We start from the raw sequence: 25,278 nt of genomic DNA on the forward strand, positions 1-25,278 counted from the left end.
GGCCTGCCGATGCAGCGCTGGTGAGCGCCTGACTCGCGGAGTTGTACTTGGCCTGGGCGGCGGAGATATCCACACCCTGTGCGGATTTCTCATCGAGATCGGCCTTCAGGTCTTTGAGGCGCTGCTGCTGGGCGGAGAGAGAGCCCTGGACCTGCTCCGCGCTCACGACCTTGCGGGTCACGGAATAGGTCTTCTTCACGTCTGTATCCTGCAGGTGCTCGATCTTGGTCACCAGAACTGTCTCGCTCGTGCTCGTGGGCACGGTGCCGTGCACCTGGGCATCCAGTTCGATATTGCCCTCACCATAGGAGATATCAAACTCCGACAGGACCGGCTTCTCGGTAGTATAGATGGCAATCCCATCACGGAAGACAGTGAACCTCCATGAGGGATCCCGGAGCTCGGTGCGGAACTTAATCGTCTCGTCGCTCCCATCATCAGAGGTGAACATGCTATAGGTGAGCACGTAATGCGCTTTCACCTCCTGACCGGGTTCGAGAGTATCGCCCTCCGGGATGCTAGTCTGAGTTTTAACATCACTGATAGTCTGAGTTTTAACGTCAAAGCCTGCCGCCGATGCCGCCTGCACGGCACAGACCAGTGCCAGCAGGAGAATGATCCATCTGCTGATGTTTGCCTTCATAACGTCTCCTCACTCGAACAGCGGCTCTATGCCGTCGTCGAACATGGTCGAGCGCTTCTCTTTCGACTTCAGAACATCTTCCTTTGTAGCCTTTGCAATCTCAAGGAGCTCGGTGATCCGGGGAGCGTTCCCGATCGTCGCAAGGACCACCACCGCAGCGACGTAATCGCTCTGCACCGGGTAATCCCCACCACGCACCTCGACGCCGGCGATATTCTCCTCCACCCAGCTCTTCGATTTCTCAACGCCCTTCCGGTCCATCTCCTCGGGCGGCCCCGCGAGAAGGACCAGAGCGCGTTCAGCCGTCGAGTAATCGCATGGCAGGGTGAGACGCCCGAGCATCGCACGCCGAACAAGAGCGATGATCTTCGCCGACTTATCCTCCCCGGTCAGCACTTCCTCGGTCTTTTCCTTCTTGCGAAACAGGCCGGAGAGGAGCCCCTGACTCTGCTTCGTGCGGGGGCTGATCCTCTCGCTGATGGCGTATCCCACAGAACTGATACCCCCACCGCGGAGAGTGTTGATGATCTCGCTCGAATCCACGACCATCTCACCGACGCCCGCCCTGCCAACCTCACCTGCGCGGAAGAGCACGCCAAACCGACGGACAATCTCGTCGTTCAATCGATTATAAGCGTCTTTAACGCTCTCTCCCTCGTTCTTCCAGGCACTGTTGTCGAAAATAAAAGTGTTGTCCGCCTCGTTCACCAGCGTACTCAGGGAACGCGCTGCATTATACGAATAGAGCCTGCCTTCCTCCGGAGCCGGCAGGATGCCGATCGCATAGACCGGCTCACGGTAAATGCGCTTTAAGTGTCTGGCAAGAACCGGCGATCCCCCGGAGCCTGTCCCGCCACCAAGACCGGCGACGATGACAAAGGCATCGACATCATGCGTTCCTCGAGAATCAATAGCGTTGATGATTGAATCGATCTCATCAGCCGCGACCCGCGCGCCGGTCACGTTATCGGTCCCGACACCATGGCCTTTGACCACGGTCTGCCCGATCAGGAGCCGATCTTTGAGATCGATATTTTTGAGTCCCATCAGGTCGGTGCGCGCGGTATTCACCGCAATGCCTCTGAAACTCTGGGTCTGCATGCGTTTGTCCTGTTCTAAGAACATATCGACAATTTTGCCCCCAGCCTGACCGAACCCTATAAAGAAGACCCTCATTCAGCTTCACACCCTCATATTGACTAATTAATTATATCCACACTTATGTATAAAGACCATACATACATTATTGCCAAAAAGTCATTTATTAATTCCAGATAGGAGTGAGCGATGAAGATCTGCATTGTGGGGGGAGGTTTATCCGGTCTGGTCTCGGCTCTCGAACTCGCCGGAACGCATCAGGTGGATCTCTTCGAGAAGAGGCCCATCCCGGGCGGCTGCCTTGGTTCGTACCGGATCGGAGATTACTGGATCGAGGAGTACTATCATCATTGCTTTGCCGGCGATGTCAGCCTGCTTGATCTCTTTGACAGATTACAGGTGACCGATAGGCTGGAATGGCTCCGAGGGTCCACCGGCTACTACGTCGATGGGATCGTTCACCCGCTCACCACCCCAATCGAGATCCTTCGTTACCCCCACCTCACACTCACCGAAAAGGCCCGCCTCGGCCTACTGACCTTGCGTTCACGGAGGCTTGATGTATCTGCGCTTGATGGCATTACTGCAAAGGAATTCATCCTGGAGAACCTCGGTCCCGGGATCTATGCCTCATTCTTCGAGCCGCTCCTAAAGAGCAAGTTTGGGGACCGTTGCGATGAGGTCTCTGCAGCCTGGCTCATATCCCGCATAGCCATCCGATCGGACAGGGGCGCAGGAGGCGAGCGCCTGGGATATCTAAAAGGAGGCTTCCAGCAATTCGTTGCACGGCTTGTAGAAGAAGCAACGAGAAAGGGCGCCTCGATCATGCTTGATACGCCCGTCAAAGAGATCCGGCGGAAGGGAGACGGCTGGGTCGTAGACGGGAGCGCTTACGACTGTGTCATATCGACTGTCCCCCCGCAGGTGACTGCAGAATTGGCCAATGTTGATATGAATCCGGTACCGTATCAGGGCGCCGCTTGCATGACTCTCGCTCTCGACCGGGATGTGACCAATGGCATATACTGGCTGAACATGAAAGATACAGCCCCCTACGGTGCTGTGGTCTCACACACCAACTTCGCCCCGCTCTCTTGGTATGGCGAACATATCGTTTATCTTGCATCGTACTTTACAAAGCGCCTCCCGGAGGGATTCGAGCAGTCAATGCTTCGCGATTTCTGCAGACGGTTCTCCGTCAGCGAAGACGAGGTGCACTGGCACCGGCTTGCCGTGGACCCATACGCAGGCCCGATCTACACAACAGGTCTTCGGGATCGTCTGCCGGCCTACGAAGAGCATGGGCTCTATCTTGCCGGAATGTTCAGCCCGCCGAACTATCCTGAGCGGAGCATGAATGGATCGGTCATCGCCGGGCAGGAAGTGGCAAAGAGAGTTCTTGCGAGGTACCCGGATGCGTGAGATCGAGGTAACTGCCGTCCTGCCGGTCTACAACGATCTCGCGGCGCTTAAGAGGGCTATACCAGAGTCGCTGGAGGCACTCGAGACAATCGCACCGGGGAGGTTTGAACTCATCGTCGCTGAGGACGGGAGCACCGACGGGAGCACTGAGTTCGTACGGGAATACGAGGCGAAAGATTCCCGGGTCCGACTTCTGCATAGCGACGAGCGGCTCGGACGAGGCCGGGCGCTTAACCGTGCGTTCGCCGAAGCGTCGGGATCGATCGTCTGCTACTACGATGTCGACCTCGCAACCGATATGCACCACCTCGCCGAGCTGATCGGGGCCATTCGGGATGGCTACGATATCGCAACAGGCTCCCGCCTCCTTCCAGAGAGCGATATCACCCGAAGCGGCGGGCGAGAGATTGCAAGCCGGGGCTACAACCTTCTCGTACGGACGATCCTCGGAAGTTCTCTCCACGATCACCAGTGCGGGTTCAAGGCGTTCCGGCGTGAACGGCTTCTCGCCCTGCTGCCTTCCGTGACCGCCGATCACTGGTTCTGGGATACCGAGGTTTTAGTGCGCGGGCAGAGGAGCGGCTACCGGATATGCGAGTTTCCCATACAATGGCGGCAGGGCGAGGGGACGACGGTGCGTAGAAAGGATGTAATCGAGATGGGAACAGCGATCGTGCGTCTCTGGTGGAGACTCCATGTGGAAAAAAATTAGCGCGATTGTCATCCCCACCCTGGTCGCAGTCGGGATCGTCGCCTACATGCTCTACCGTGTCTGGGATGACCTCCTGCTGACGCTTGAGCACGCCGTGATGCCCTTCCTCTTTGCCGCCATCGGGATCTGTGTTGCTGCTTGGATCCTTCGGGGGCTGCGCTACCGGTTCATACTGCAGGGGCTCGATATTAGAAAGAACCTCGGGTTCTCGACCGCCTGTATCTTCATCTCGCAGACGGCGAACCTCATTGTCCCCGCACGGCTCGGCGATCTTGTGCGGATGTTCATCCTCAAGCATGAGGACGACGCCACCTACTCACAGGGCTTCTCATCACTCGTCGTCGAGCGTGTCTTTGATATCCTCATGATCACAGTGCTTGGTGCCCTCGCACTCCCGTTCATCCTGGCAGTTCTCGCTGTCCCCGACTGGTTCGTCACGGCCATCGTCATCCCCCTCGCCGCAGGAGGAATCTTCTTTCTTGTGCTCCTCGGATCAGGGCGGGTAAAGTCCGAGAACAGGATCATCGTTGTCATTCAGAGGATGCTTGATGAGGTGAAGCAGGCCTCCCTCAACCCGCGGGCTCTCATCGCGCTCAGCGGGTCCTCGCTTCTCATATGGTTCGTCGATGTACTGGTCTGCTTTGCGGTCGTTCTGATGTTCCAGGAGCCGGTTCCATTCGGTGTCGTCATTCTTGCGATCGTCATCGGCAACCTCGTCAAAGCCGTTCCGATCACTCCGGGCGGGGTGGGGACGTACGAACTCGCTCTCGCACTAACCTTCGGACTTGCAGGAACACCGGCAGTCACGGCGACGTTGATCGCGGTCATCGACCACCTGACCAAGAATCTGGTCACGCTTATAGGGGGCGTCGGATCGATCTATTACTTCGGCGACTGGTCGATGGACCTCTTAAAGAAAGCCTTCAACCGCGAGATTGAGAAGGAGGATACGTTTGGCGGGTGAATTTTTCGTTCATGTGCTGCTCTGGCTTGCCGTAATCAAACTGCTCCAACTTGCCATCTGGCCGATCCTTGACCGCACCCTTGGCAACCTCGCGGCCGCCGCTGCGTATCCGGCGTCGGTCCTCCTCTTCACGTTTGTCTCCTGGTACTGCTGCCTGTTAGGCCTTCCAATTATTCTTGCCCTTCTTCCGTTCGTCGCTGTGATCGTCTACGCTGGAGCACGGCGATTCTACACGCAGGAGCGCCTGCGATCAGGGCTTTCATGGGACCTTCTCTTCCTGGTCCCGTTCCTCTTCATGCTTGAAGTGCGCTGGATCAACCCGACCATCTCCTATGCCGAGAAGTTCATGGACCACGCAATCCTCGCGTCGATCATGCGCGAGCCGGTCGTGCCGCCGCTCGATCCCTGGTATGCCGGAGGGACGCTGGATGTCTATTATTACATCGGCTACTGGATGACCGGGGCGCTTGGGCTTACGGCCGGGGTGCCGTCGACGGTCACGTTCAACCTCGCCCTTCCGACGGTACTTGGCCTCGCCGTCGTCTCGCTCTACGCCCTAGGGCACCTTCTCCTCGATCGCCACCAGTGGCTTCCGGTGCTTGCTCTCTTCATCCCGAACCCTTCCGCGATCTATCACATCCTGATCGGAGACACGTGGTTCGACGTCCTCTGGATGAGCACACGGACGATCACAAACACCATCAACGAGTACCCGATCTTCTCAATGCTCTGGGGCGATGTGCACCCGCACGTTATGAGTATCTTCAACCAGGGGTTCCTGCTCTTCCTCCTGGTCTTTGCCTATATGCGGTGGGGGACCCTCTCGATGCGGGGGCGTGCACTCCTCTGCGGGCTTGCCGCTCTCTCCCTCGGCTCCATGCCGGGGATCAATTCCTGGGATGTACTTGTCTATGCACCGGTCACGCTGGTCTTCGGCCTCCTTGTCTGGTGGCGCTATGGGAACCTTGCATGGGACAGGGAGAGATCCTGGATGATGCTTGCGGCGGTGCCGCCGCTCGCGATCCTCTCCTACCTCCCGTTCTATCTGCAACTCAACAGCCCCGGCATTGGGGGGATCGCGATCGTCCCGACACCATCCGAACCCGTAGAGTTCCTTCTGATCCACGGCCTCTTCCTTGCGGTGCTGGTCGCCTATTGCGCACCGGAGATCAAGCAGCGCCCCTACCTTCTCCTCGTCGCGGTGCCGTTCGTCCTGGCCGGCTACCCGGCTGCGGCCATCGCTGCCGTCCCGCTCATCTACCTCCTCGCCCGCCGCGAGTTTTCGACCGCCGATACCCTTGCCATCCTCGGGCTCGTGATCATCATTCTCCCCGAGCTCGTCTACCTTGTGGACAATATGGGGGAGACCTACTTCCGCATGAACACGGTCTTTAAGTTCTACCTTCCTGCCTGGATTCTTCTTGGCACGGCCAGTTCCGTCATCATCGGGAAGTGGCTCGAGAATATTGAGACCAAGCGGCGCATGCCCGCAAGGATAGATAGGGTACTACCAGTCCTCGCGGCGGGAATCCTACTCATTGCACCCTTTGCAATCAACGTCGACTTCGGCTACGGGAGCCACACACTTGATGGGGCAGCGTATCTTGAGAGCTCTCACCCAGGGGATGCGGCGGCGATCGCGTTTCTCCGGGAACTTCCCGGGGACCACGTCATCATCGAGGCGGAGGGGGGGGACTACACCTACTACTCACGGGTATCGTCGTTTACCGGTATCCCGACCATCATTGGTATGCCGTTCCACGAGTACATGTGGCGGGGAGATGAGGGACGCATACCCGAGCGGAGCGCTGACGTGCAGGCAATCTACGAAGAGCCGTCACGGACCCTCGACCTTGCGCGGGCATACAATGCCACGCTCCTATATGTGGGTGCTGAGGAGCACGACCGCTACAACGTCTCGATCCCAACGGAGACGCTTGAACTCATCTATGATGCCCAGGGTGTCCAGATCTACCGAATTCCCGCCTAACAGCGCTGGCCTGCATGCCGGGGAGGCAGGCATGAAAATGGTCAAACAGTTCCCTCTCTCGGAGGAGCATGATAACAAACCTTTATCACTCTTCCTAGTGACATAATAGAGCGCATTCGATCAGCTACGCTACTGATGAATGATGATGGAGCAGCATGGAACTGCCCCTGAAAGAGGTGAGTTATGGCAAAGGCATACGTAAAATTTGAAGTTCCGGAAGAGATCCAGAATAAGGCCCTTGAGGCCCTTGAGATCGCAAGAGATACCGGTAAGGTGAAGAAGGGATCCAACGAGGCAACAAAAGCAGTCGAGCGAAACATTGCCCAGTTGGTTCTCATCGGAGCCGATGTTGAGCCCGAAGAAATTGTGATGCATCTGCCGCTTCTCTGCGAAGAGAAACAGATTCCCTTTGTCTACATTTCAAAGCAGAACGATATCGGCTCCGCGAGCGGCCTTGAGGTCGGCTCAGCTGCGGCCGCCATCGTCAAGCCGGGCAAGGCAAAGGACCTCGTCGAAGAGATAGCAAAGCAGATTGCTGCGCTGAGAGAGTGAGTAAATTATGGTAGACGACGGAACGCCCGCAGAAGTTATCGAGATCATCGGCACGACCGGCATGCATGGCGAAGCCAAGCAGGTCAAGTGCCGGGTCCTCGATGGCCCGAACAAGGGGCGGATCATCACCCGCAACACCATGGGCCCCATCAGGGAAGGTGACATCCTCTCGCTGCTTGAGACCGAACGTGAGGCCAAGAAACTCTCGAGGCGGTAACCATGGTCGACAAATACATCTGCAGTTTCTGTGGAGAGCCCCTCGAGCCCGGTACCGGTAAGATGTTTGTCCGCAAAGACGGGACCGTTTACTACTTCTGCAGCACAAAGTGCCAGAACAATTACCGGCTCGGCCGGGTGCCCCGCCGTGTCGAGTGGACCGCAGCGGGACGCAAGGCACGTGGCAAAGAGTGATCAGCATGGATCGCACCTTTGTGATGGTCAAACCCGACGGTGTCCAGCGCGGACTTATCGGGGAGTTCATCTCCCGGTTTGAGGCAAAGGGGCTCAAACTCGTAGGGGCAAAACTCGAACGTCTCTCCAAGGAGAGAGTGATTGAGCAGTACCGGGAACACCTGGAGAAACCCTTCTTCCCGGGTCTTGCATCCTACATAATGAGCGGACCCTGTTTCCTGATGGCCTGGGAAGGGAAAGATGCTGTTGCGGTCGTCCGCAGGATGATCGGCGCCACAAATCCTGCCGAGGCTGCACCGGGCTCCATCCGGGGTGACTTCGCCCTTGATATCGGACGGAACGTGATCCACGCATCCGACTCCCCCGAGAGCGCCGCCCGCGAGCTTGGTATTCACTTCGCTCCCGATGAGCTGATCGATTACTCCCGGATCGACGAATCCGTTCTCTACGAGTAAAGAGTGAAACCGCCGAATGCCGGCGGAAAAACAACCTTTTTCACGAGCGTCCGGTCGGGCAGCGGCGCATGGGGCAATACCCAGATGCCAGCAGGAACTCCATCGTCCCACCGCACCCAAACCGCAAGCATTGCTTGTCGCACCGGCAACCCTGCACGCTAGAGCCTGCCGGTGGAAAAATCCTTGCCAAAGCCGATTTCCGCGGATAAAATAAAGAGCAACCATCCTTCTGCTAAACCACAACAGATAATATCGAATCCGCCGCATACCTGATCATCAATGGCAGATCTCCTGAGTTTTGCGCTGCTGAGTTTCTCTTCGATCATCATCGTAGTGAACCCGCTCGCAGCCACCCTGATCTTCGTCTCTCTCACCGGGACGCTGGATAAGGTTGCAAGACTCAAGATCGCAGGTGAGGCAAACCGGTTCGCCCTGATCATTCTGTTGCTCTTCGCCGTCGCCGGCGGCTGGATACTGCAACTCTTTGGGATCACCATCGAGGCATTCCGCATCGCCGGTGGTCTCCTCCTCTTCGGCATCGGCATGGACATGGTCTATGCAAAGACCTCACGGACGAAGATGACAGCAACCGAGAAGTACGAGAGGCAGGATGCAGACGATATTGCAATCATGCCGCTCGCTATCCCGATGATCGCGGGACCCGGGGCCATCACATCCGTGATCGTACTGATGAACGAGGCAATAGTGATGGGAGCTGCTGCCATTGCAATCGTGATACTCGCCGCCGTCACGGCAATCGGACTCACCTACGCCATGATGCAGCGCTCTGACGATATCGTCCGGCGCATCGGCCAGCGGGAGTACCGTGCAGTCAACCGGCTGATGGGTATGCTACTCATCGCAATTGCGGTCCAGTTCATCATTATAGGACTCAAAACCGCGTTCCCCATACTATCTGGAGGTACCATATGAAGTATCATGACCTAATACTTCCCGGGGTGGTCCTCGTCAGTACCTGCATTATCATAGCGGGGGCCCTCATCGGAGCACAGACGTTTGCAGTCCCTATCCCCTTTACCCCGTACATCATGGTGATACTCGCCGCTCTCGTCGTCATCGGGGCCACAATGCTTGTTCTCTCCAGCCGGAGCCTGGAGGTAGAGTCGCCGCAGCGATGACAGAGATAGCGCTTGCCCAGGTTGCCGGTGGTCGTGAGAACAGGCCTGCAATGCTAGGGGTCGTCGACAGGATGGCCAAAGAGGCCGCAACAGCCGGAGCGTCGCTCATCTGCTTTCCCGAGCAGTTCGTGACCGGGTGGTCCCCAAAGATCCCGAACGAGGCTGGAGAGCCCCTGGGCGGGCCGCTCACCACCACGTTTGGCGAGATCGCCGAGAAAAACGGCATAGCAATTGTCGGATCCATCATCGAGACTGGGCAGGGAGACCGTCCCAAGAATACCGTCGTGGTGCTCGGTCCAGACGGGGATATCCTTGCAACCTACGCAAAGATTCACCTCTTTTCTCCCGGAAGGGAGGACTGCAACTACACGGCGGGCGACCATATCGCGACCTTCGTCGTTGACGGGACGACCTTTGGACTTGCCGTCTGCTATGACCTTCGTTTCCCCGAACTCTTCCGCATTTATGCACTCGCCGGAGTCGAGTGTGTCCTGGTCCCCGCCGCATGGCCTTGCTGCCGGATTCACCACTGGGAGATCCTGCTCCCTGCACGGGCTCTCGAAAACCGTTACTACGTGGCCGGGGTCAACACAGCCCAAGGTCCAGATGGGACCTACTGCGGCAGATCGCTCGCCACAGATCCAGACGGCACAGTCATAGCCCGCGGAGGGGAGGGAGAAGAACTTCTCATGGCGAGGATCGACCCGACAAAGGTTCATGAATCCCGATTAAGCCTTCCTTCACTTTCAGACCGCAAAAGTGACCTTTATCAGAGACTGCTCTCAAAACTGTAGAGATATTCAATGCGGGGTGATCAGCACGTATCGCTCAGTCTCGCGACGGCAGGGCTCCTTATCGCCCCTCTCGTCACCACCATCGACCCAGTTCTGATCGCCGTCCTCCTCTTCGGCGTCTTCATCGGATCGCTTGCACCGGACGCCGACGCCGCCGATGCGGCAATATTTAACGGCCGGATCGGCGGGGTGAGAGGGAAGAAAGGACAGATTCTAAACGGCTTTGCGGTTGTACTTCCAATCTTCGGCTATACCATCAGGTACCTCATTTATTACCCACTGTCCCTGATATTCTCGCTGATCCTGCGGAAGAGTTACCATCATCGGCACCGGGGACTGCTCCACTCGCTCCCAGGTGTCGGGCTGACATCTCTCATCCTCACCGTATACCTGCTCCTCATCTTCACCTGGCTGGGTGTATCCCCGAGGTTCCTTCCAGCCTTTGGATGCGCGTTCTTTGCAGGGTGCATCCTCCACCTCATGGAGGACACCTGCACCCCGGGCGGTGTTGCCTGGCTCTACCCCTTCTCCCGGCGGCGGATAGCGGGCCACGTCAAGACACAGGGGAACCTGGAGGTTCGCCCAGCAGCCTTCACCATCGTACTTGCCCTGACGGCGGTCGGGATACTCATCGCGCCGCTCGTGACCACCGCATCACCGGAGGATCTCTGGTATCTTGCGCTCGCCGCCACCTCAATTCTCTGGCTCTTCTTCATACTCGTAAGCCGCGTCCGGCCGCAACGACGCCGATGAGGAGATTCGTGCGCGGCCCGGCCCAGGGCAAGGAACCATACCTATACGTATTTGGGCGATCAACGATTTTTTATGTACCATCTCGTCTGCGTTCATTGTGGTGCAACCTACACATCAGACCAGATAATCTATACGTGCAACCGTTGCGGACACCTCCTGACCGTTGAGTATGACCTGGACAGCATTGATGTCTCTAGGAGCGAGTGGAACCGGCGCCCCATCTCAGTCTGGCGCTATCGTGAACTCCTCCCGGTTCAGGGCGAGCCGATAACCCTTCAGGAAGGCGGCACACCGCTCTATCACCTAAAGAATATAGGAAAGGAACTTGGCCTCCCCGAACTCTACGCCAAACACGAGGGAATGAACCCGACCGGCTCGTTTAAAGACCGGGGGATGACCGTAGGTGTCAGTATGGCCTGGGAACTCGGGATGTCGACCGTCGCCTGCGCAAGTACCGGGAACACCTCTGCAAGCCTTGCTGCCTACGCGGCAAAGGGTGGCATACCCTGTGTCGTCCTCCTGCCCGCGGGAAAAGTGGCCCTCGGCAAGATCGCCCAGGCCCTGATGCACGGTGCCCGGGTCATATCCATCCGCGGCAACTTTGATAAGGCGCTCGAGATGGTACACGAACTCTGTATCAGCCAGGGCATCTACCTCTTAAACTCGGTCAACCCCTACCGACTGGAGGGGCAGAAGACAATCGGGTTTGAAGCGATCGATCAACTCGGCGGCGAGGTGCCCGACCGGCTGGTCCTCCCCGTCGGAAATGCAGGGAACATCTCCGCTGTCTACAAAGGACTTAAGGAACTTGAAGCCCTCGGGTTCATCGACCGGCTGCCGATGATGACCGGAATCCAGGCGGCCGGATCACAACCGGTGGTGAGAGCAATACAGCAGAACCTCGATGTGCTGGTCCCTGAGACCGCGCCCGAGACCGTTGCGACCGCAATACGGATCGGGGCCCCGGTGAACGCAGAAAAAGCGCTCGTCGCCATCCGGGCGACCGGTGGAACGGCAGCGGCCGTGACCGATGAGGAGATCCTTGCCATGCAGCGCGACCTTGCAAGAAAAGAGGGGATCGGGGTCGAACCCGCCTCCGCAGCCTCAGTCGCCGGAGTAAGGAAACTCGCCGAAGAAGGACTGATCGATAAGGATGAGCGGATCGTTTGTGTGGTGACCGGTCATCTCTTAAAAGATCCTGAAACAGTGATACGACAATGCGAGCCCCCCATCGAGATCGACGCAGACCTGCACTCGCTACTCTCTGTCTTGCGCTGATACTGATCTGCGCCCCGGCAGCGGCAGAGGAAGCCACCTTCCGGGTACTCCCGGGCGGCACTGCCTATGAAGCCTCGATCGTGGTCACGGGAAGCGAGCACACACTATGGAGTCCGGGAGTCCTCGGAGAGCGGGTGCCGCTCCAGGTCGAGGATCTGAAGGTGCTCGGTCCGGATGGCCCGGTCGAGTACCAGGACGCAGGTCGGGGTGTCATCACCTTCCCTGAAGGGAACTACACCATTACCTACCGGGCTCCCGTGAGGGACAACTACCTTGTTGCGGCGCTCGATAAGCCGTATGCCATAACTATCAGCCTCCCGGAAGGGTTTGATGTCAGAAATCCGCTCATTGGCATGATCAGTCCGGGAGGCACCATCTCATCCGGGCCAAACGGCACCACGGAGGTATCCTGGGATCAGATCGCGGTTGCAGAGGTTCGCTTCTACTCCCCCGAACGCGAGATCCTGCTCACCACCTTCGGCACCATATGGCTCACGATCGCGCTCGTCCTGCTCCTCCCCCTCGTCATATCATCGTGGAGGAGAGAGGGATGATCGATGTCATTGCCGCATCGTTCCTGATAGGCATCTCCGGGGCCGCGTCCCCCGGCCCCATGACCGCCTCGGTCCTCGGCCTTGGCGCGCGGCGACCGGCGCCGTTCGTTGCGGGGCTTATTGCGGGGCACGGCATTCCTGAAGCCCTTATGGTCGCAGCCGTAGCCTATGGCGTGCGCGATATCCCGCATATCAACCTCATTGCCCTTCTCGGGTCAGGGGTACTCATCGCGCTCGGGGTCGGGCAGTTCCTCCATGCAAATGAGAACGTCGTCGCGAAGGAGGAGACCGGGGCACCGGTCGTCTTCGGAATGGCCTGCACACTCGGCAACCCCTACTGGTGGGTCTGGTGGCTCACGTTCGGTGTCGGATTTCTTGCACTTCATCCGTCGTTCGTCGAGTTCTATCTCGGACACATCGGTGCGGATATTCTCTGGCTCGGGCTCCTTGCCATTGCAGTCTCACGGGGAGCAAACGTGCTCGGCCGCCATTACAAAAAAGTAGTGCAGGCGAGCGGACTCGCCATGGTTATCTTCGGGCTGTACTTTATTCTGACGATTCTTTCCGCTTGATGTCGATCCCGAACCGCTCGGCGTTGGTATCGGCGATCGCCTGGATCTGCGCGATCACGTCGTCACGTCGTGATGGCTTGAAGAGGTGCCGGAAACGCTTCTGTTTCGCGAGGTACTCCTCGACCGGCTTGCGCCTCACCTTCTTTGCCTTCTCGACCACGCCGTTGACCATCTCGTAGTTCACCCAGAGACCGGTATCGATGGCGAGCTTGGCCATGGCAAGCGTCTCGCCGGATTCAAAGCCCCAGCCTGTGCAACAGGGTGTGTGCACCTGGATGTAGCAGGGACCGGGGGTGTTGATAGCACGCTCAACCTTCTGAACGAAGTCGTTCGGATAGGCGATCGATGCAGTCGCGACATACGGCGCACCATGAGCGGCGAGGATCGCGGGCATATCCTTCTTCGGACGCGGGTTGCCAAGCGAACACGACCCGGCCGGGCTCGTTGTGGTGCTCGCCCCATACGGCGTCGCGCCCGAACGCTGGATACCCGTATTCATGTAGGCCTCGTTGTCATAGCAGATGTAGGTGATGTCATGACCGCGCTCGAAGGCTCCGCTGATACAGAGCATCCCGATGTCGAGCGTGGACCCATCGCCGCAGATGCAGACGACCTTCTCGTTGCGGCCCTGCTTCTTCAGCGCAGCCTCGATGCCCGATGCAACCGCCGCAGGGTTCTCAAAGAGCGAGTGGATCCAGGGAACGCCCCACGCGGTCTCCGGGTAGGGCGTCGAGAAGACCTCCATGCATCCCGTCGCGGCGACGACGATGACATTCTTCCCGGTTGCCTTGAGGATGAGCCGGGCCGCAAGCGCCGGACCGCATCCTGCGCACGCCCGGTGCCCTGCCGAGAAGAGTTCACATCCCCCTCCTTCTACCTCGGCCATTCAGAGCACCTCCGTCCGTAGTCCATAGAACATATCTCCTTTCCCCTTCTCAGCAAGGTCGACGATCGCAGCGATATCGCGTTTCCGAACGTCACGTCCACCGAGAGCAATGATGTAGTCGTAGACGGCCGCACCAGAACCATAGAGAGCCGCCTTCACCTCGGTGCCGACCGCACCGCCGTTACCTAGCGAGATGTTCTTGTCGAGCACCGCCACCGTCGAGACGCCGCTTAAGGCAGCCGCGATCTCAGGGGCCGGGAACGGCCGGAACGTCCGGATCTTTAAGAGCCCGACCTTTCGTCCTTGTTCGCGCATCTCGTCGATAGCATCCTTTACAGTGCCACAGATAGAGCCCATGGCGACGAGCGCGGTATCGGCGTCATCGAGGCGGTAACCCTCGACGAGAGCAGAGTAGTCCCTGCCGAAGTGCTCACCGAACTCGCGTCCGGCCCTGATGATCGCCTGCTTGGCCCGCTGCATCGCCCGGTCGATCTCGTAGCGGAACTCCATGTAGTACTCGGGTGTTGCATACATCCCAAAACTCAGCGGGTTTGCAGCGTCAAGCCTCTGGTATGGGGTGAACGCAGGCAGGTAGGCATCGACCTCTTCCTGGGATGGCATAGCGACCGGCTCGTAGGTATGCGAGAGGATGAACCCATCAAAGCAGACAAACGCCGGGAGGAGGATGTCATGGTCTTCACAGACACGGTACGCGATCATATGGAGATCGACCGTCTCCTGGTTGTCCTCCGCGTAGAACTGCATCCATCCGGAGTCACGCAGGGCAATCGAATCCTGCTGATCGTTCCAGATCGAGAGCGGCGCACCAAGGGACCGATTTGCAATGGTCATCACGACCGGCTGGCGCATACCGGCCACGTTAAAGCAGACCTCAAACATCAGGGCAAGCCCCTGGGAGGTCGTTGCCGAGTAGACCCGTGAACCTGCAGCGCTTGCACCAAGACAGGCAGAGAGAGCTGAAAACTCACTCTCGACCGTGATGTACTCGGCATCGAGCTCACAGTTCGCCACCATCTGTGCAAGATCTTCGACGATGTGCGTCTGCGGTGTGATCGGGTAGGCTGCGATCACCTGCGGGCGGCAACGTTTCACGATCTCGGCCACCGCATGTGACCCTTCCATAAACTCCAGCATTATTTCTCCTCCTTCTCCATCCGGATGCTTTTCTTCGGACAGATCTCCGCGCAAATGCCGCATCCCTTACAGTAGTCGAGATCTGGTTCAAATGTGCCTTCTTCCGTCTCGCGGACGCACCCTTCCGGGCACACCATAGCGCACATCCCGCATCTCGAGCACTTCTCAGGCTCAAACACCGGTTTGAAGACCCGCCATGCACCGGTCTTATTCTCAGTCGCCCGGCCTGGAGCCGCGACACACCCGACCCGCAGCGCCATTATGCAGCACCCCCGAGCTGGCGGTACGCGCGCTCTGCTGCTCGGACATTCTTATCGGCCATACTCCCTGAGAACCGATTGTGCAGTGCATGTTCAAGGGATTCGAACTTGATCTCACCGGTGGCCGCGGCGAAAGCGCCCATCAGGGTTGTATTGGTGATGGGCACGCCCAGTTCCTCGAGAGCAATGGTCGTCGCATCGATGGTATAAACCTTCACGCCTTCCGGGACCCGGGAATCGAAATCGGTTTTCTCAGTGTTGATGATAGCGACACCCCCTGATTTCATGCCCATAAAGACATCAACATCTCCAATCAGGGTTGGGTCCTGCACAATGATGTAGTCAGGCTCGTATATCTGGCTGCGCAGCCGGATTTTTTTATCACTGAAGCGGACGAATGCCTGAACAGGGGCACCTCGTCGCTCTACGCCAAAGGCCGGGAATGCCTGGGCATACATGCCGCCCTCGAATGCCGCAAAAGCAATGAGTTCAGCGGCGGTCACGGAACCCTGACCCCCTCTGCCATGAATGCGTAACTCTCTCAAACAAAAACCCCCTTTAAATGTTAATGATTAATAATATAAATAAACTGACACCCATCTGGACCCGTCGGAGTCGTGGGCATCTTGAAACATCCGTTGCCTCGCAGACACCATAACTTTTGCCGGTGGCAGGAGTCTGTGCAGGGGAGATATCGAGGTAAACCCAGTTCACTGGACATTCGCAAGCCGGCTCTTGAGATCCTCAGGGGTACAGTGCCGCACTTCCATCAGGGCTGATACGACTGCGTCGGAGAATACCAGCGCCGCTATCTCAAAGAGCGTCCCAAGCGGGGCAAACGACCCCGATATCGATCGGTACTGCCCGGTGAGTTGACGGATCTCAAAATCCCGTGGGATATCCGGGTTTTTGAACCGATCACTCCCGATCTCGACGATGCAGTCAGCTATGCGCCCGATATGTGAGTTGGGTGTTGATGTGATAAGACAGATCCTTCCCCCAATCTCTCTCGCGGTCTCGCAGGCATCCACAACCGACTGCGTCTCCCCTGAGCCTGAGACCGCGACAAGGACATCCTCCGGCCCAAACGCGGGTGTGATCGTCTCACCGATGACATAACTCTCAAACCCAAGGTGCATCAAACGCTGGGCGAACGCCCGTGCCACGAGGCCGGAACGGCCGGCGCCAGCGAGGTATATCCGTTTCGCGCTGAGAATCTCATTGAGGAACTGGTTTGCGCCCTCCTCATCTATAGAGCGTGCCGCCTCTTCGAGGCGCGACGTCATCATGAGCATAAGATCAGCGATACTGGGGCAGTCGAGCGGCATGCTTCGTGCGGATCCTCCGTTATTTCACTATACCCCTGCACCATATAAAGGAATACGAAGCCGGAAGGGTTCACCGCTCCACCGCGAGTCCGAGGATCCCGGTCGCACCCGAGAAGACATCGCGAGCGATCCGGGCGAGCCCCCGGGCCGCACACCACTCGTCATAGACGGTTACCTTTCGGGAGAGGAGGGCTTCCACACCAGGCGCAATGGCGGGCGCCATGGAGCCCGCGAGAGCGACTTTCGCCCCGGGGTTTAGGAGAAGCATCGCGGCGCATTCCATTGCGGCAAACATGGCCATCGTCTCCACCCGTAGATCCGGAGGCATCGTATGGTCCACGCCCGCATGGAGGAAGGCGTCGTTTGCGGTGGAGTCGCCATGATCAATCCGCCGGATAGCATCCACGTCAAGAGGACCGTGCTGCGTGCCGGGCGCAAAGATGCAGGCATCGAACGCGCCGGTGATCCGGCCGCCGGTCACAAGAAGGGTGACGGTGTTCGAACTCGCGTCGCAGACCACGACATCTTCACCGAGATTGTGAACAACCTCATACAGGATCCCGATCTTTTCCGGGCTCGCCTGGTGGGAGTATACCTTAAACCGCGGATCGGTCGGCGACCCACGGTGAAGCCCGGGAATGACGATGGCCGGTAGACCGCTCTCTTTGATCGCGTCGTAGACCCGGGTCCCGCCGCCGATGTGCTTGCCGGCCCCCTCCTGAGATACGACGCCACGGTTGCGAACCTTCCTGATATCGGTGATGGCCGAGATACCATCGCCCATTGAGTAGCAGACGGCGATACCCTCGATCTCGTCGAGGGGGGCGAGACGCTCAAGGTCTTCGACCGAGAAATTCCGGGCCTCCTCGCGAGAGATCTTAAATTCCGCACTTCCGCTGGAGAAACGCATCGCAGTAGTGCCGTGGTCGATGCCAATGAACATTATATTCCGTTACACCTCTGGGTGAAAGTAAGTTACTGGATCGTCCGGTACATTGAGACAGGAATCAGGCCGTCCTGGCCTGATACCGTCTCTTTGCGAACTCCACCGCGCCGACGATGACGAGACCGACGAGGAAGAAGACCCAGCCACCGGTCAGCATATCACCGGCCGCAGCCCCTTTATCCCAGAGCATCCTCGCCGAACCGAGCATCAGCCCCGTAAGCAGCGCAAGCATCGCCCCCGGATAGGTTGCAAGGAGGTACTTGAGGGCTTTGGTGAAGAGGAGGAGCCCCACAACACCGCCGGCGATATAGGAGATGATCTCGGGGAGCGAGAATGACCGGAGCGCCGCAAGCATGAACTCGTACTGGTTGAGGACGAGGGTCATGTAAGCCCCTGAGATCCCGGGGAGGACCATGGCGCAGAGCGCCACCATTCCGGTGAAGAAGAGGATCGGGAGGGAGTGACCTATATCAAGGTGACCGAGGCCCCCGAGGAGGTAGCCGGCGCCAGTCCCGACGATGAGGTAAGCGACGGTGGCTGCATTCGGAGAACGGATCTCGAGGAATATAGCCACCGCAGAAGCGAGGATCAGGCCAAGGAAGAAGGAGTAGGTTGCTACCGGGTAGTCGGAGAGGAGGGTAAGGATCACCCCGGACATCAGAAGGAATGCAGTGCCGATGCCGGCAAGGAGAACGATGAGGAACGGGATGTCAATCTTCTCGATATCGGCCCGGAAAGATCTAAAATCGCCTCGAAAGAGGTGCTTTACCGAGGCAGGGTCGATACTCCCGATGGCCCCGACCAGCCGCTCATAAATTCCTGTAATAAGAGCGATCGTCCCACCTGACACTCCAGGGATGACATCGCAGGCCCCCATCGCGAGACCGCGCAGGTAGATCCCGGCATATTCCCGGAGGCCCTGTCCCCGGTTCATGACCCAACTCCCCGGGATTTTATGCAGGCAATATTATCACTACAACTGACGGAGAGTTGTGCGCCCAAGGCAGCCAAAGAACGCCCGATCTCATTCAGGATGTGTACCACTCTCAATTCAACTACTCCTTATCAAACCTATATAGATGGACTCACGACAAATATGCTCCCATTGAGAGACGCCAAATCGTAGAATGACTCACGTAGAATGACTCATCCGCGAGCATTAACCTTTCCCCACTCACAGGAGTTCGGCGTTCCCGCATGAGAGGCGCTTTTCGCTGCGAAAGGAGGAGGAGAAGAGAGTAAGACACACCACATCCCATCACCGCTCCCTGCTCCTTTCACCTTCCTGCAGGACTCACGGCAACCAGGCTTCGAGGCTTCGCTCTCCGATTCGGCCGACCGACCGAACGCTGATGGATGAGTGGTCTCATCCAGTAACCCTATAGCATGGGAGAGATACTATTCTATGATGTTCTGTATCGTAACGGGTGGTGCCGGCTTCATCGGTTCCCACGTCGTCGATGCTCTGGTCGCGGCGGGGAACGACGTACTGGTCATCGACGACTGTAGCGCAGGCACCGAGAAGAACCTCGCACACCACGCAGCAAGCGGAAAGGTCACCTTCATCAAGCAGAACCTGCTCGATGATGGCTGGCAAGAGCGCTTCCACGGAGCCGACCGGGTCTACCACATCGCTGCAGATCCCGATGTGCGTCAGAGCGCCGTAACCCCGGACTCGCAGTTGCGAAACAACGTCATCGCCACGTACCGGGTGCTCGAGGCAATGCGGGCATACGATGTTCCGGAACTGGTCTTCACCTCGACCTCAACCGTTTACGGGGATGCCGCTGTCATCCCGACACCGGAGACCTACACACCTCTTGAACCGATATCCGTCTATGGCGCGACGAAACTTGCCTGCGAAGCGCTCATATCCGCATACTGTCACTCGTTTGAGATGACGTCGTGGATCTACCGGTTTGCAAACATCATCGGTGAGAGGAGCGGGCATGGGGTCATCTCCGACTTCATCAGGAAACTCCGCGAGAACCCGCAGGAACTCGAGATCCTCGGCGACGGGAGACAGACTAAGTCTTACCTGGAGGTCAGAGAGTGCGTCCGCGCCGTCCAGTTCGGGATCGAGCACTCGCATGACCCGGTCAACATCTTCAACATCGGCTCAGAAGACTGGATCGACGTCGTCACCATCGCTGATATCGTTGTAGAGGAGATGGGTCTCTCCGGTGTTCGGTACCGGTTCACCGGCGGCGCTCGCGGCTGGGTAGGCGATGTGCCGAGGATGCAACTCTCGGTCGAGAAACTCAAGGCTCTTGGCTGGAAGTGCAACACTACATCAGAAGAGAGCGTGCGCACAGCGGTCCGCGCCATGCTCGGGTAGGGGAGGGCGACAACCCAATCAATCTACTTCAATAACAGCCAAATCTACATTTCAGGCACCATCAGAGATGCATAAGGGATTTACATGAAATACATAGTCATTCTCGGGGATGGCATGGCGGATGAGCCGCTTGCCGAACTGGGGGGTAAAACGCCCCTTGAATATGCAGATACACCGAATATGGACAGGATCGCCCGGGAAGGCCGATCTGGAATGCTCCGAACCGTGCCGGATGAATTCGAGCCGGGCAGTGACGTCGCGAACCTCTCCATTCTGGGCTACGACCCCCGCATATCCTACACCGCGAGGGGACCGCTCGAAGCGGCCAGCATGGGGATCGAACTCGAGAATGGAGAGATGGCCTACCGGTGCAATCTGGTCACGATCCTGGATGGCATGATGGTGGACTTCAACGCCGGGCATATATCCAGCGCCGAGGGTGCTGAACTCCTCCGGGACCTTGACGCTCAGCTTGAGGGTGTCAGAGTCTACCCGGGGGTCGGTTACCGGAACCTGATGGTGGTCCCGGGAGCGTGCGGCTCCGTTACCACCGCCCCCCACGATATCGTCGGTAGATCCATCGAAGATTACCTCCCAAGGGGGGGCGACGCCGACATCCTCCTCGACTGCATGGAGCGGTCACGGGCGATCTTTGCCGACCACCCGGTCAACCTGCGCCGCCTGCGGGAGGGGAAGGCACCGGCCACCGAGATCTGGCCGTGGAGCGGCGGGAGGAGGCCGTCGCTTACACCCTTCCATGAGAAGTACGGCCTTACCGGCGGGATGATATCAGCAGTCGATCTCCTCTGCGGGATCGCCCATCTTGCCGGAATGGAGGTGATCCACGTCCCCGGCGCCACCGGGTTCCTCGATACGGATTATGAGGCCAAGGCCCGATACGCAGTCGATGCCCTTGACCGCCTTGACTTCGTCTACATGCACGTTGAGGCCCCTGACGAAGCAGGGCATATGGGAAGCGTGGAGGAGAAGGTGCGGGCGATTGAGCGGCTCGACGAAGCGATCGGGATCATCCTCGACCGGCCCGACACGACCGTTGCGGTCCTTCCCGATCACCCCACACCGATACGATACAAGACCCATACCAGAGATCCGGTACCTTTTGCGGTGCTCGGGAAAGGAAGAGACGAAGTCTCGAGATTCTCTGAAAACGAGGCACGGGAGGGATCGTTTGGACTCATGCAGGCGACGGACTTCCTTACTCGGCTCTTCTCAAAGTAAACTTCCCTGCAATCACCCGAACCCCATACCATTTTTGTATGTAATCTCCTCGTCAACCGCCCATCAGGTGTGATACGGGGATTCAAGAGGGACAAGGTAGCCATGCAGCACCTGGGGGAGGCCGGCGCTGCCTGTTCGGGCATGAGTTCGCTCGGTCCGATGGTCTACGCCATCGGGGGTTCCAACATGGGGATGTGACCGGGCTGCGGCGGAGGTGCTCGGGGACCAGGAGACGGTGCTGTTTTGCGCCGGCAAAAAACATCGAGGCAAGCGTCCGGGAGGGATGAAAGGCAGGGGAACGCAGGACTTCTCAGAGTTGAGATGCGCCCACGATTATGGTTTTTCCGTTAACATTGTCGCGCTCCCCAGGAGAGTGAAACCCCACATCCCATATCGATGCTGCGACTTTCAGGTGCACGCTTCATGAAAAAAATGCCCGCCGATATCGTCCCACCTCATTGTTGAACCCATCTCGGCGGCCAGATGGCTGAAGTCAGACATCTGTGGCATCGATTTTCTAATATATCGGCAGTAATGTCACAAGAAAGTGATCAGAGCCGAAGCATAATATATATTTTTCTCAAAAGTGTCCAATAATAGTAATAAGGAAATAATGTAAAAACAACGATATTTTTGATCATAATTAGATTATAAATGATATAATCTGATATCCATTCATGGAAGAGCATAAATACGAGAAGTTGCGAATGTAATACTGAGGGGAGACCCTCTACGAGCCTTCTGGAGACAGATGCAGTCTCCAGAGGGGATTCCAAGGAGATGATGCATGAAGAAGACTCAAATTCTGGTACTGACACTATCCATGATGGTAGCTTTTGTTGCACCAGCACTGGCAGCCCAGAACCAGGAAGTCTCCCAGGGATCATATGATGCCGTTGTATACATCAACGGCACAAAGATCCTTGCAGAAGACAGCAACGGCCAGTTAATCAGCAGCGGAACTGCGGGAATTGATGACAGCAACGTCATACAGGCCGCAGTGAAGGCTATTAGCAATGGGACAGTTGTCCTGCAGGCCGGAACCTATACCCTGAACAGCCCGGCTAAGATCAGGGTATCAAACCCTGGGGCTGACATAGAAGACCCATCCGACGGGGCAAAGCCCTAGGAGCAGGTACATAAGACCCCCCACGGTGAACATCCAGGCTGCCAAGGTGATTGATGCTATATTCTTTTTATGCATCGTTGAGCCTATTACAAACTGAATATATAAAGTCTATGGAGTACAGAGCAAAATGTAGGGACCGTCGTTTTAAATCGTAGACGGCTTCCGACGTGCAGGCCCTATCCCGTTTGCATCGCTTCGTCTCTTTGTTCCAGGATCTCCTCCGTTCCCATCTCTGAAGAGAGGGAGTAACCGACAGAGCGCACCATAGCAGTCACAAACATGGTAAGATTCCCGGCAGGCCAACAATATCGACGCACAGCCTGCGTCGAGCTCATTAGATCCGTGTCAATTGATCTCTTCCGTGACCAGGTGCGGGTATAGACTGGACCCTTATAGCGGCGGCACAGACGTCAGGTAACTGCAATCTTCAAGAGGTCTTAACGTATTGGAGCGAGGGAACTTCGTTCCCGCTTACGGGATCGAGACATAATTGTAACAGTCGCCGATGGCTAAAGAGTCTCACGATCTTTTCGGGCACCCCATGCCATGGGAGATCCAGCTTTTCCTGTGCCTGTGAGGGACGCCATAGGTGACCGATATCGGGATCTCGACCATCATAAGGCCGATCGAGTCGAGATGGGCGATCATCCGCAACCCAACGACGAGGTCAGCAACCCCCGCAAACACCGGCGCCGCCACGATTGGGGCTCTTCCAGGTTGTGATGACCATCAGTGTTGGTCATCCCGAGGGTCTCACAGCCAGATTCATGCGTTCAGGCAAATTCGGCCGTCACGACCTTCGTCTTGCCGCCGCTCTCCGGCATCTCGGCAACCAGCCCGGCGGACAAGGAAGATCCTTTGCGAGATGACGGTGATCGCGTAAGGTACCTACGTTTCACCCGCCCGCCGTTCAATCATCGATACTAAGAAATTGAGGATCAGCCCGGATGAGACCAGCAGGAGCCCAAGAATGAGTGCGGTTATCCCCAAAGTGAATACAATGTAATGGAACTGATTGATCCGATAGAACTCGGAGAAAGTGTAGAGCTCAAGAGCGATCCCGAAGAACGCGATAACTCCTCCCGGTACTCCAAAGAAGAGGAGCGGTTGCTTATATCCGATCAGCCCCGCGATCCGGGTAAGCACCCCGAAGCCGTGGGAAAGCGGATTCTTCTTGTGCTTGTGGGGAACGTCGTAGGTAACGGAGATCGGGACCTCGGTCATCCGGAGGTTGCGGGAGGCAAAGTGGACGATCATATCGGTTTCGATGTTGTAGCCCTCCGATGCGAAGGTGAGGTTCTCAAGGGCCCGGCGGGAGAGGGCCCGAAAACCCGACTGTGAATCCGTCGTCGTGAAGCCGCCGCCGTCAACCGAGAGGTTCGTGAACCTGTTGAGCACCAACTGCCCGGCCCGCCGGTAAGCAGGGATCTCAGCCCGGGTGTTCAGGAACCGGGAGCCGATGACCAGATCGGCCTCGCCGGCAATCACCGGCGCCACGACAGCCGGGATCTCGTCGGGATCGTGCTGGCCGTCGCCGTCGATCACCACGACGGCGTCGTAGCCGAGCTCACGTGCCCGTGAAAATCCGGCCATCATCGCCTTTGCCTTACCGGCGTTTTCCGGCAGTCTGATGACATCGGCACCGGCGAGTCGGGCGATCTCGGCGGTTTGATCGATCGAGTCGTCGTCGACGACGATCACCCGGTCGGTGTGCTTCTTCGCTTGAAGAACGATGGAACCGATGACGAGGGCCTCGTTGTATGCAGGAGCGATAACCGCGAACTGCGGGTGTTCTGCCACAGGGGTTGCCGAAGTACCCGTAATGTCACGTGGTTTCTCCAGGATCGTTCTACCGGAGAAGCGAATTTCTCCAGGGATCGGATTCCACCCCCGAGAGAGGAGACCGGAAGGGGGAAGGCACACACTCCTTGCAGGCTGCTCTCCGCGGGCATCCGCCGTACGTGCAGCCTTTCCGCCCCTGCCATTGGGATGTACCGGCGCGATGTTGCTGCCGGACTGGGGAAAAAACCTGGTATCTGTCAGTTTCGCACATGTAGAAGCCTCGGTAGTAACTGGATGGATAGATCCTAACCAGTGCACGTGAAACCCTCCATCACAGCATCTCCCGGACAACCCCTCTAAACAGGCAGGGCGCCAGAAGGATGGATCGGAACAGATCTGGGGAGTTGCCCGACTCAATCACACTGCACAGGGCCCGCCATATGGACTACTGGCATATATAATTTTCCGAATCGCTGATTATGGCAACCGTATCGCATTGCATTCGGTAAATTGGCGGCGGTAAAGCCACCTGGGAGACGAACGGCCCAACCGGGAGCAAAGAGACGGGATAACAGTGCCGGTACACAGCCCCTTTTTCATAAAACTGCGGCATCAGTCCCCTGCTTCATCATAAGTTCAGTGGGGGTAACTTTCATCATCTGCCGCTGAAGTGCTCGATCAGTAGTTGGTGTGGGAGTAATTAATGGTTCGGCAGTTCAGGCAGTATCACGGAACCCTCCGTACCAGGTCCGGCACCATAAAACATCCCGGGCGCCTTACGCAGCAGGACTGGCCCGTTGGCGCCCCCACGTGGGGCAAAATATATATTTCTCAACCTCCAGTTTGGAGCAGTGCGTCAAGGGGGAAGGCAATATTCC

The 25,278-nt window shown here is 57.6% G+C and carries 29 protein-coding genes and 1 pseudogene; 19 read left to right on the plus strand and 11 right to left on the minus strand.

The annotated features are described in order from the left end of the window. Positions 1–643, minus strand: a pseudogene (locus ACI94_RS00130) (hypothetical protein); the annotation flags it as partial. 9 nt (positions 644–652) lie between these two features. Next, positions 653–1,819, minus strand: coding sequence for a tubulin/FtsZ family protein (locus ACI94_RS00135; RefSeq protein WP_286680943.1), 1,167 nt, complete (start codon positions 1,817–1,819; stop codon positions 653–655). A 111-nt stretch (positions 1,820–1,930) separates the two neighbouring features. Here ACI94_RS00135 and ACI94_RS00140 point away from each other — a divergent pair, with 111 nt between their 5' ends. From ACI94_RS00140 to ACI94_RS00210, 15 genes are all read left to right on the plus strand, one after another. Next, the gene (locus tag ACI94_RS00140) at positions 1,931–3,163 is read left to right on the plus strand and encodes an NAD(P)/FAD-dependent oxidoreductase (protein ID WP_286680944.1); all 1,233 of its coding nucleotides are present in this window, start codon (positions 1,931–1,933) and stop codon (positions 3,161–3,163) included. After that, a complete protein-coding gene (locus ACI94_RS00145) occupies positions 3,156–3,875 on the plus strand; it encodes a dolichyl-phosphate beta-glucosyltransferase (RefSeq protein WP_066954788.1) in 720 nt (239 codons plus the stop codon). The genes ACI94_RS00140 and ACI94_RS00145 overlap by 8 nt, the downstream gene beginning before the upstream one ends. After that, positions 3,859–4,839, plus strand: a complete 981-nt coding sequence (locus tag ACI94_RS00150) for a lysylphosphatidylglycerol synthase transmembrane domain-containing protein (RefSeq protein WP_286680945.1) — start codon at positions 3,859–3,861, stop codon at positions 4,837–4,839. Before ACI94_RS00145 ends, ACI94_RS00150 begins: the two co-directional genes overlap by 17 nt. Then, positions 4,829–6,829 carry a DUF2298 domain-containing protein gene (locus ACI94_RS00155; protein ID WP_066954782.1) on the plus strand — a complete coding sequence of 667 codons (2,001 nt, stop codon included), beginning with the start codon at positions 4,829–4,831 and terminating at the stop codon, positions 6,827–6,829. Before ACI94_RS00150 ends, ACI94_RS00155 begins: the two co-directional genes overlap by 11 nt. Positions 6,830–7,012: 183 nt before the next feature. Beyond that, entirely contained in the window at positions 7,013–7,381 is a 369-nt protein-coding gene (gene rpl7ae, locus ACI94_RS00160; protein WP_066954779.1) for a 50S ribosomal protein L7Ae, read from the plus strand. A gap of 7 nt (positions 7,382–7,388) precedes the next feature. Then, a complete protein-coding gene (locus ACI94_RS00165) occupies positions 7,389–7,598 on the plus strand; it encodes a 30S ribosomal protein S28e (protein ID WP_066954776.1) in 210 nt (69 codons plus the stop codon). A gap of 2 nt (positions 7,599–7,600) precedes the next feature. After that, positions 7,601–7,792 (plus strand): 50S ribosomal protein L24e, encoded by a 192-nt coding sequence (locus ACI94_RS00170; RefSeq protein WP_066954774.1) that lies wholly within the window; start codon positions 7,601–7,603, stop codon positions 7,790–7,792. Positions 7,793–7,797: 5 nt separating this feature from the next. After that, positions 7,798–8,247 (plus strand): nucleoside-diphosphate kinase, encoded by a 450-nt coding sequence (ndk, locus tag ACI94_RS00175; protein ID WP_066955434.1) that lies wholly within the window; start codon positions 7,798–7,800, stop codon positions 8,245–8,247. Between the two features lie 279 nt (positions 8,248–8,526). Next, on the plus strand, positions 8,527–9,180 hold the full coding sequence (locus tag ACI94_RS00180) for a MarC family protein (protein WP_066954771.1): 654 nt from the start codon (positions 8,527–8,529) through the stop codon (positions 9,178–9,180). Further along, positions 9,177–9,386 carry a hypothetical protein gene (locus ACI94_RS00185; protein ID WP_066954768.1) on the plus strand — a complete coding sequence of 70 codons (210 nt, stop codon included), beginning with the start codon at positions 9,177–9,179 and terminating at the stop codon, positions 9,384–9,386. The genes ACI94_RS00180 and ACI94_RS00185 overlap by 4 nt, the downstream gene beginning before the upstream one ends. After that, positions 9,383–10,180 (plus strand): nitrilase-related carbon-nitrogen hydrolase, encoded by a 798-nt coding sequence (locus ACI94_RS00190; protein WP_066954765.1) that lies wholly within the window; start codon positions 9,383–9,385, stop codon positions 10,178–10,180. Before ACI94_RS00185 ends, ACI94_RS00190 begins: the two co-directional genes overlap by 4 nt. A gap of 9 nt (positions 10,181–10,189) precedes the next feature. Continuing rightward, a complete protein-coding gene (locus ACI94_RS00195) occupies positions 10,190–10,933 on the plus strand; it encodes a metal-dependent hydrolase (protein ID WP_066954761.1) in 744 nt (247 codons plus the stop codon). A 72-nt stretch (positions 10,934–11,005) separates the two neighbouring features. Further along, entirely contained in the window at positions 11,006–12,211 is a 1,206-nt protein-coding gene (thrC, locus tag ACI94_RS00200; protein ID WP_066954757.1) for a threonine synthase, read from the plus strand. Continuing rightward, the gene (locus ACI94_RS00205; RefSeq protein WP_083524722.1) at positions 12,151–12,765 is read left to right on the plus strand and encodes a DUF5803 family protein; all 615 of its coding nucleotides are present in this window, start codon (positions 12,151–12,153) and stop codon (positions 12,763–12,765) included. The genes thrC and ACI94_RS00205 overlap by 61 nt, the downstream gene beginning before the upstream one ends. Then, positions 12,762–13,337: a LysE family translocator gene (locus ACI94_RS00210; protein ID WP_066954754.1), complete on the plus strand. Its 576-nt coding sequence runs from the start codon at positions 12,762–12,764 to the stop codon at positions 13,335–13,337. The genes ACI94_RS00205 and ACI94_RS00210 overlap by 4 nt, the downstream gene beginning before the upstream one ends. On the opposite strand, the gene ACI94_RS00215 is transcribed toward ACI94_RS00210, so the two are convergent. The 7 genes from ACI94_RS00215 to ACI94_RS00245 all read right to left on the minus strand — a co-directional run bounded on the left by ACI94_RS00215 (position 13,312) and on the right by ACI94_RS00245 (position 18,846). After that, positions 13,312–14,223 carry a thiamine pyrophosphate-dependent enzyme gene (locus ACI94_RS00215; protein ID WP_273259290.1) on the minus strand — a complete coding sequence of 304 codons (912 nt, stop codon included), beginning with the start codon at positions 14,221–14,223 and terminating at the stop codon, positions 13,312–13,314. The two genes, ACI94_RS00210 and ACI94_RS00215, sit on opposite strands and share 26 nt — an antisense overlap. After that, positions 14,224–15,378 (minus strand): pyruvate ferredoxin oxidoreductase, encoded by a 1,155-nt coding sequence (porA, locus tag ACI94_RS00220; RefSeq protein ID WP_066954748.1) that lies wholly within the window; start codon positions 15,376–15,378, stop codon positions 14,224–14,226. After that, on the minus strand, positions 15,378–15,638 hold the full coding sequence (locus ACI94_RS00225) for a 4Fe-4S binding protein (protein WP_066954744.1): 261 nt from the start codon (positions 15,636–15,638) through the stop codon (positions 15,378–15,380). Before ACI94_RS00225 ends, porA begins: the two co-directional genes overlap by 1 nt. Further along, positions 15,638–16,183 carry a pyruvate ferredoxin oxidoreductase subunit gamma gene (locus ACI94_RS00230; RefSeq protein WP_066954741.1) on the minus strand — a complete coding sequence of 182 codons (546 nt, stop codon included), beginning with the start codon at positions 16,181–16,183 and terminating at the stop codon, positions 15,638–15,640. The genes ACI94_RS00225 and ACI94_RS00230 overlap by 1 nt, the downstream gene beginning before the upstream one ends. Positions 16,184–16,348: 165 nt before the next feature. Further along, positions 16,349–16,966 carry a 6-phospho-3-hexuloisomerase gene (gene hxlB, locus ACI94_RS00235; protein WP_066954739.1) on the minus strand — a complete coding sequence of 206 codons (618 nt, stop codon included), beginning with the start codon at positions 16,964–16,966 and terminating at the stop codon, positions 16,349–16,351. Between the two features lie 70 nt (positions 16,967–17,036). Further along, complete coding sequence (locus tag ACI94_RS00240) at positions 17,037–17,909, minus strand: methanogenesis marker 12 protein (RefSeq protein ID WP_066954737.1); 873 nt, start codon at positions 17,907–17,909, stop codon at positions 17,037–17,039. Positions 17,910–17,973: 64 nt separating this feature from the next. Then, positions 17,974–18,846 (minus strand): DUF368 domain-containing protein, encoded by an 873-nt coding sequence (locus ACI94_RS00245; RefSeq protein ID WP_150468693.1) that lies wholly within the window; start codon positions 18,844–18,846, stop codon positions 17,974–17,976. Positions 18,847–19,320: 474 nt separating this feature from the next. Here ACI94_RS00245 and ACI94_RS00250 point away from each other — a divergent pair, with 474 nt between their 5' ends. From ACI94_RS00250 to ACI94_RS00265, 4 genes are all read left to right on the plus strand, one after another. Then, on the plus strand, positions 19,321–20,250 hold the full coding sequence (locus ACI94_RS00250; protein WP_066955429.1) for an NAD-dependent epimerase/dehydratase family protein: 930 nt from the start codon (positions 19,321–19,323) through the stop codon (positions 20,248–20,250). Positions 20,251–20,334: 84 nt separating this feature from the next. Further along, positions 20,335–21,489 (plus strand): cofactor-independent phosphoglycerate mutase, encoded by a 1,155-nt coding sequence (locus tag ACI94_RS00255; protein ID WP_066954730.1) that lies wholly within the window; start codon positions 20,335–20,337, stop codon positions 21,487–21,489. Positions 21,490–21,558: 69 nt separating this feature from the next. Further along, positions 21,559–21,687 carry a hypothetical protein gene (locus ACI94_RS00260; RefSeq protein ID WP_263478133.1) on the plus strand — a complete coding sequence of 43 codons (129 nt, stop codon included), beginning with the start codon at positions 21,559–21,561 and terminating at the stop codon, positions 21,685–21,687. Positions 21,688–22,276: 589 nt separating this feature from the next. Beyond that, entirely contained in the window at positions 22,277–22,618 is a 342-nt protein-coding gene (locus ACI94_RS00265; RefSeq protein ID WP_273259289.1) for a hypothetical protein, read from the plus strand. A gap of 519 nt (positions 22,619–23,137) precedes the next feature. Here the strand turns inward: ACI94_RS00265 and ACI94_RS00270 are convergent. Both ACI94_RS00270 and ACI94_RS00275 read right to left on the minus strand, forming a co-directional pair. Beyond that, entirely contained in the window at positions 23,138–23,317 is a 180-nt protein-coding gene (locus ACI94_RS00270) for a hypothetical protein (protein ID WP_066957072.1), read from the minus strand. A gap of 189 nt (positions 23,318–23,506) precedes the next feature. Continuing rightward, complete coding sequence (locus tag ACI94_RS00275; protein ID WP_286680946.1) at positions 23,507–24,418, minus strand: glycosyltransferase family 2 protein; 912 nt, start codon at positions 24,416–24,418, stop codon at positions 23,507–23,509. Positions 24,419–25,278 lie beyond the last annotated feature (860 nt).

The sequence above is a fragment of the Methanoculleus sp. DTU007 genome (assembly GCF_001512385.1).
Classification (GTDB): domain Archaea; phylum Halobacteriota; class Methanomicrobia; order Methanomicrobiales; family Methanoculleaceae; genus Methanoculleus; species Methanoculleus thermophilus.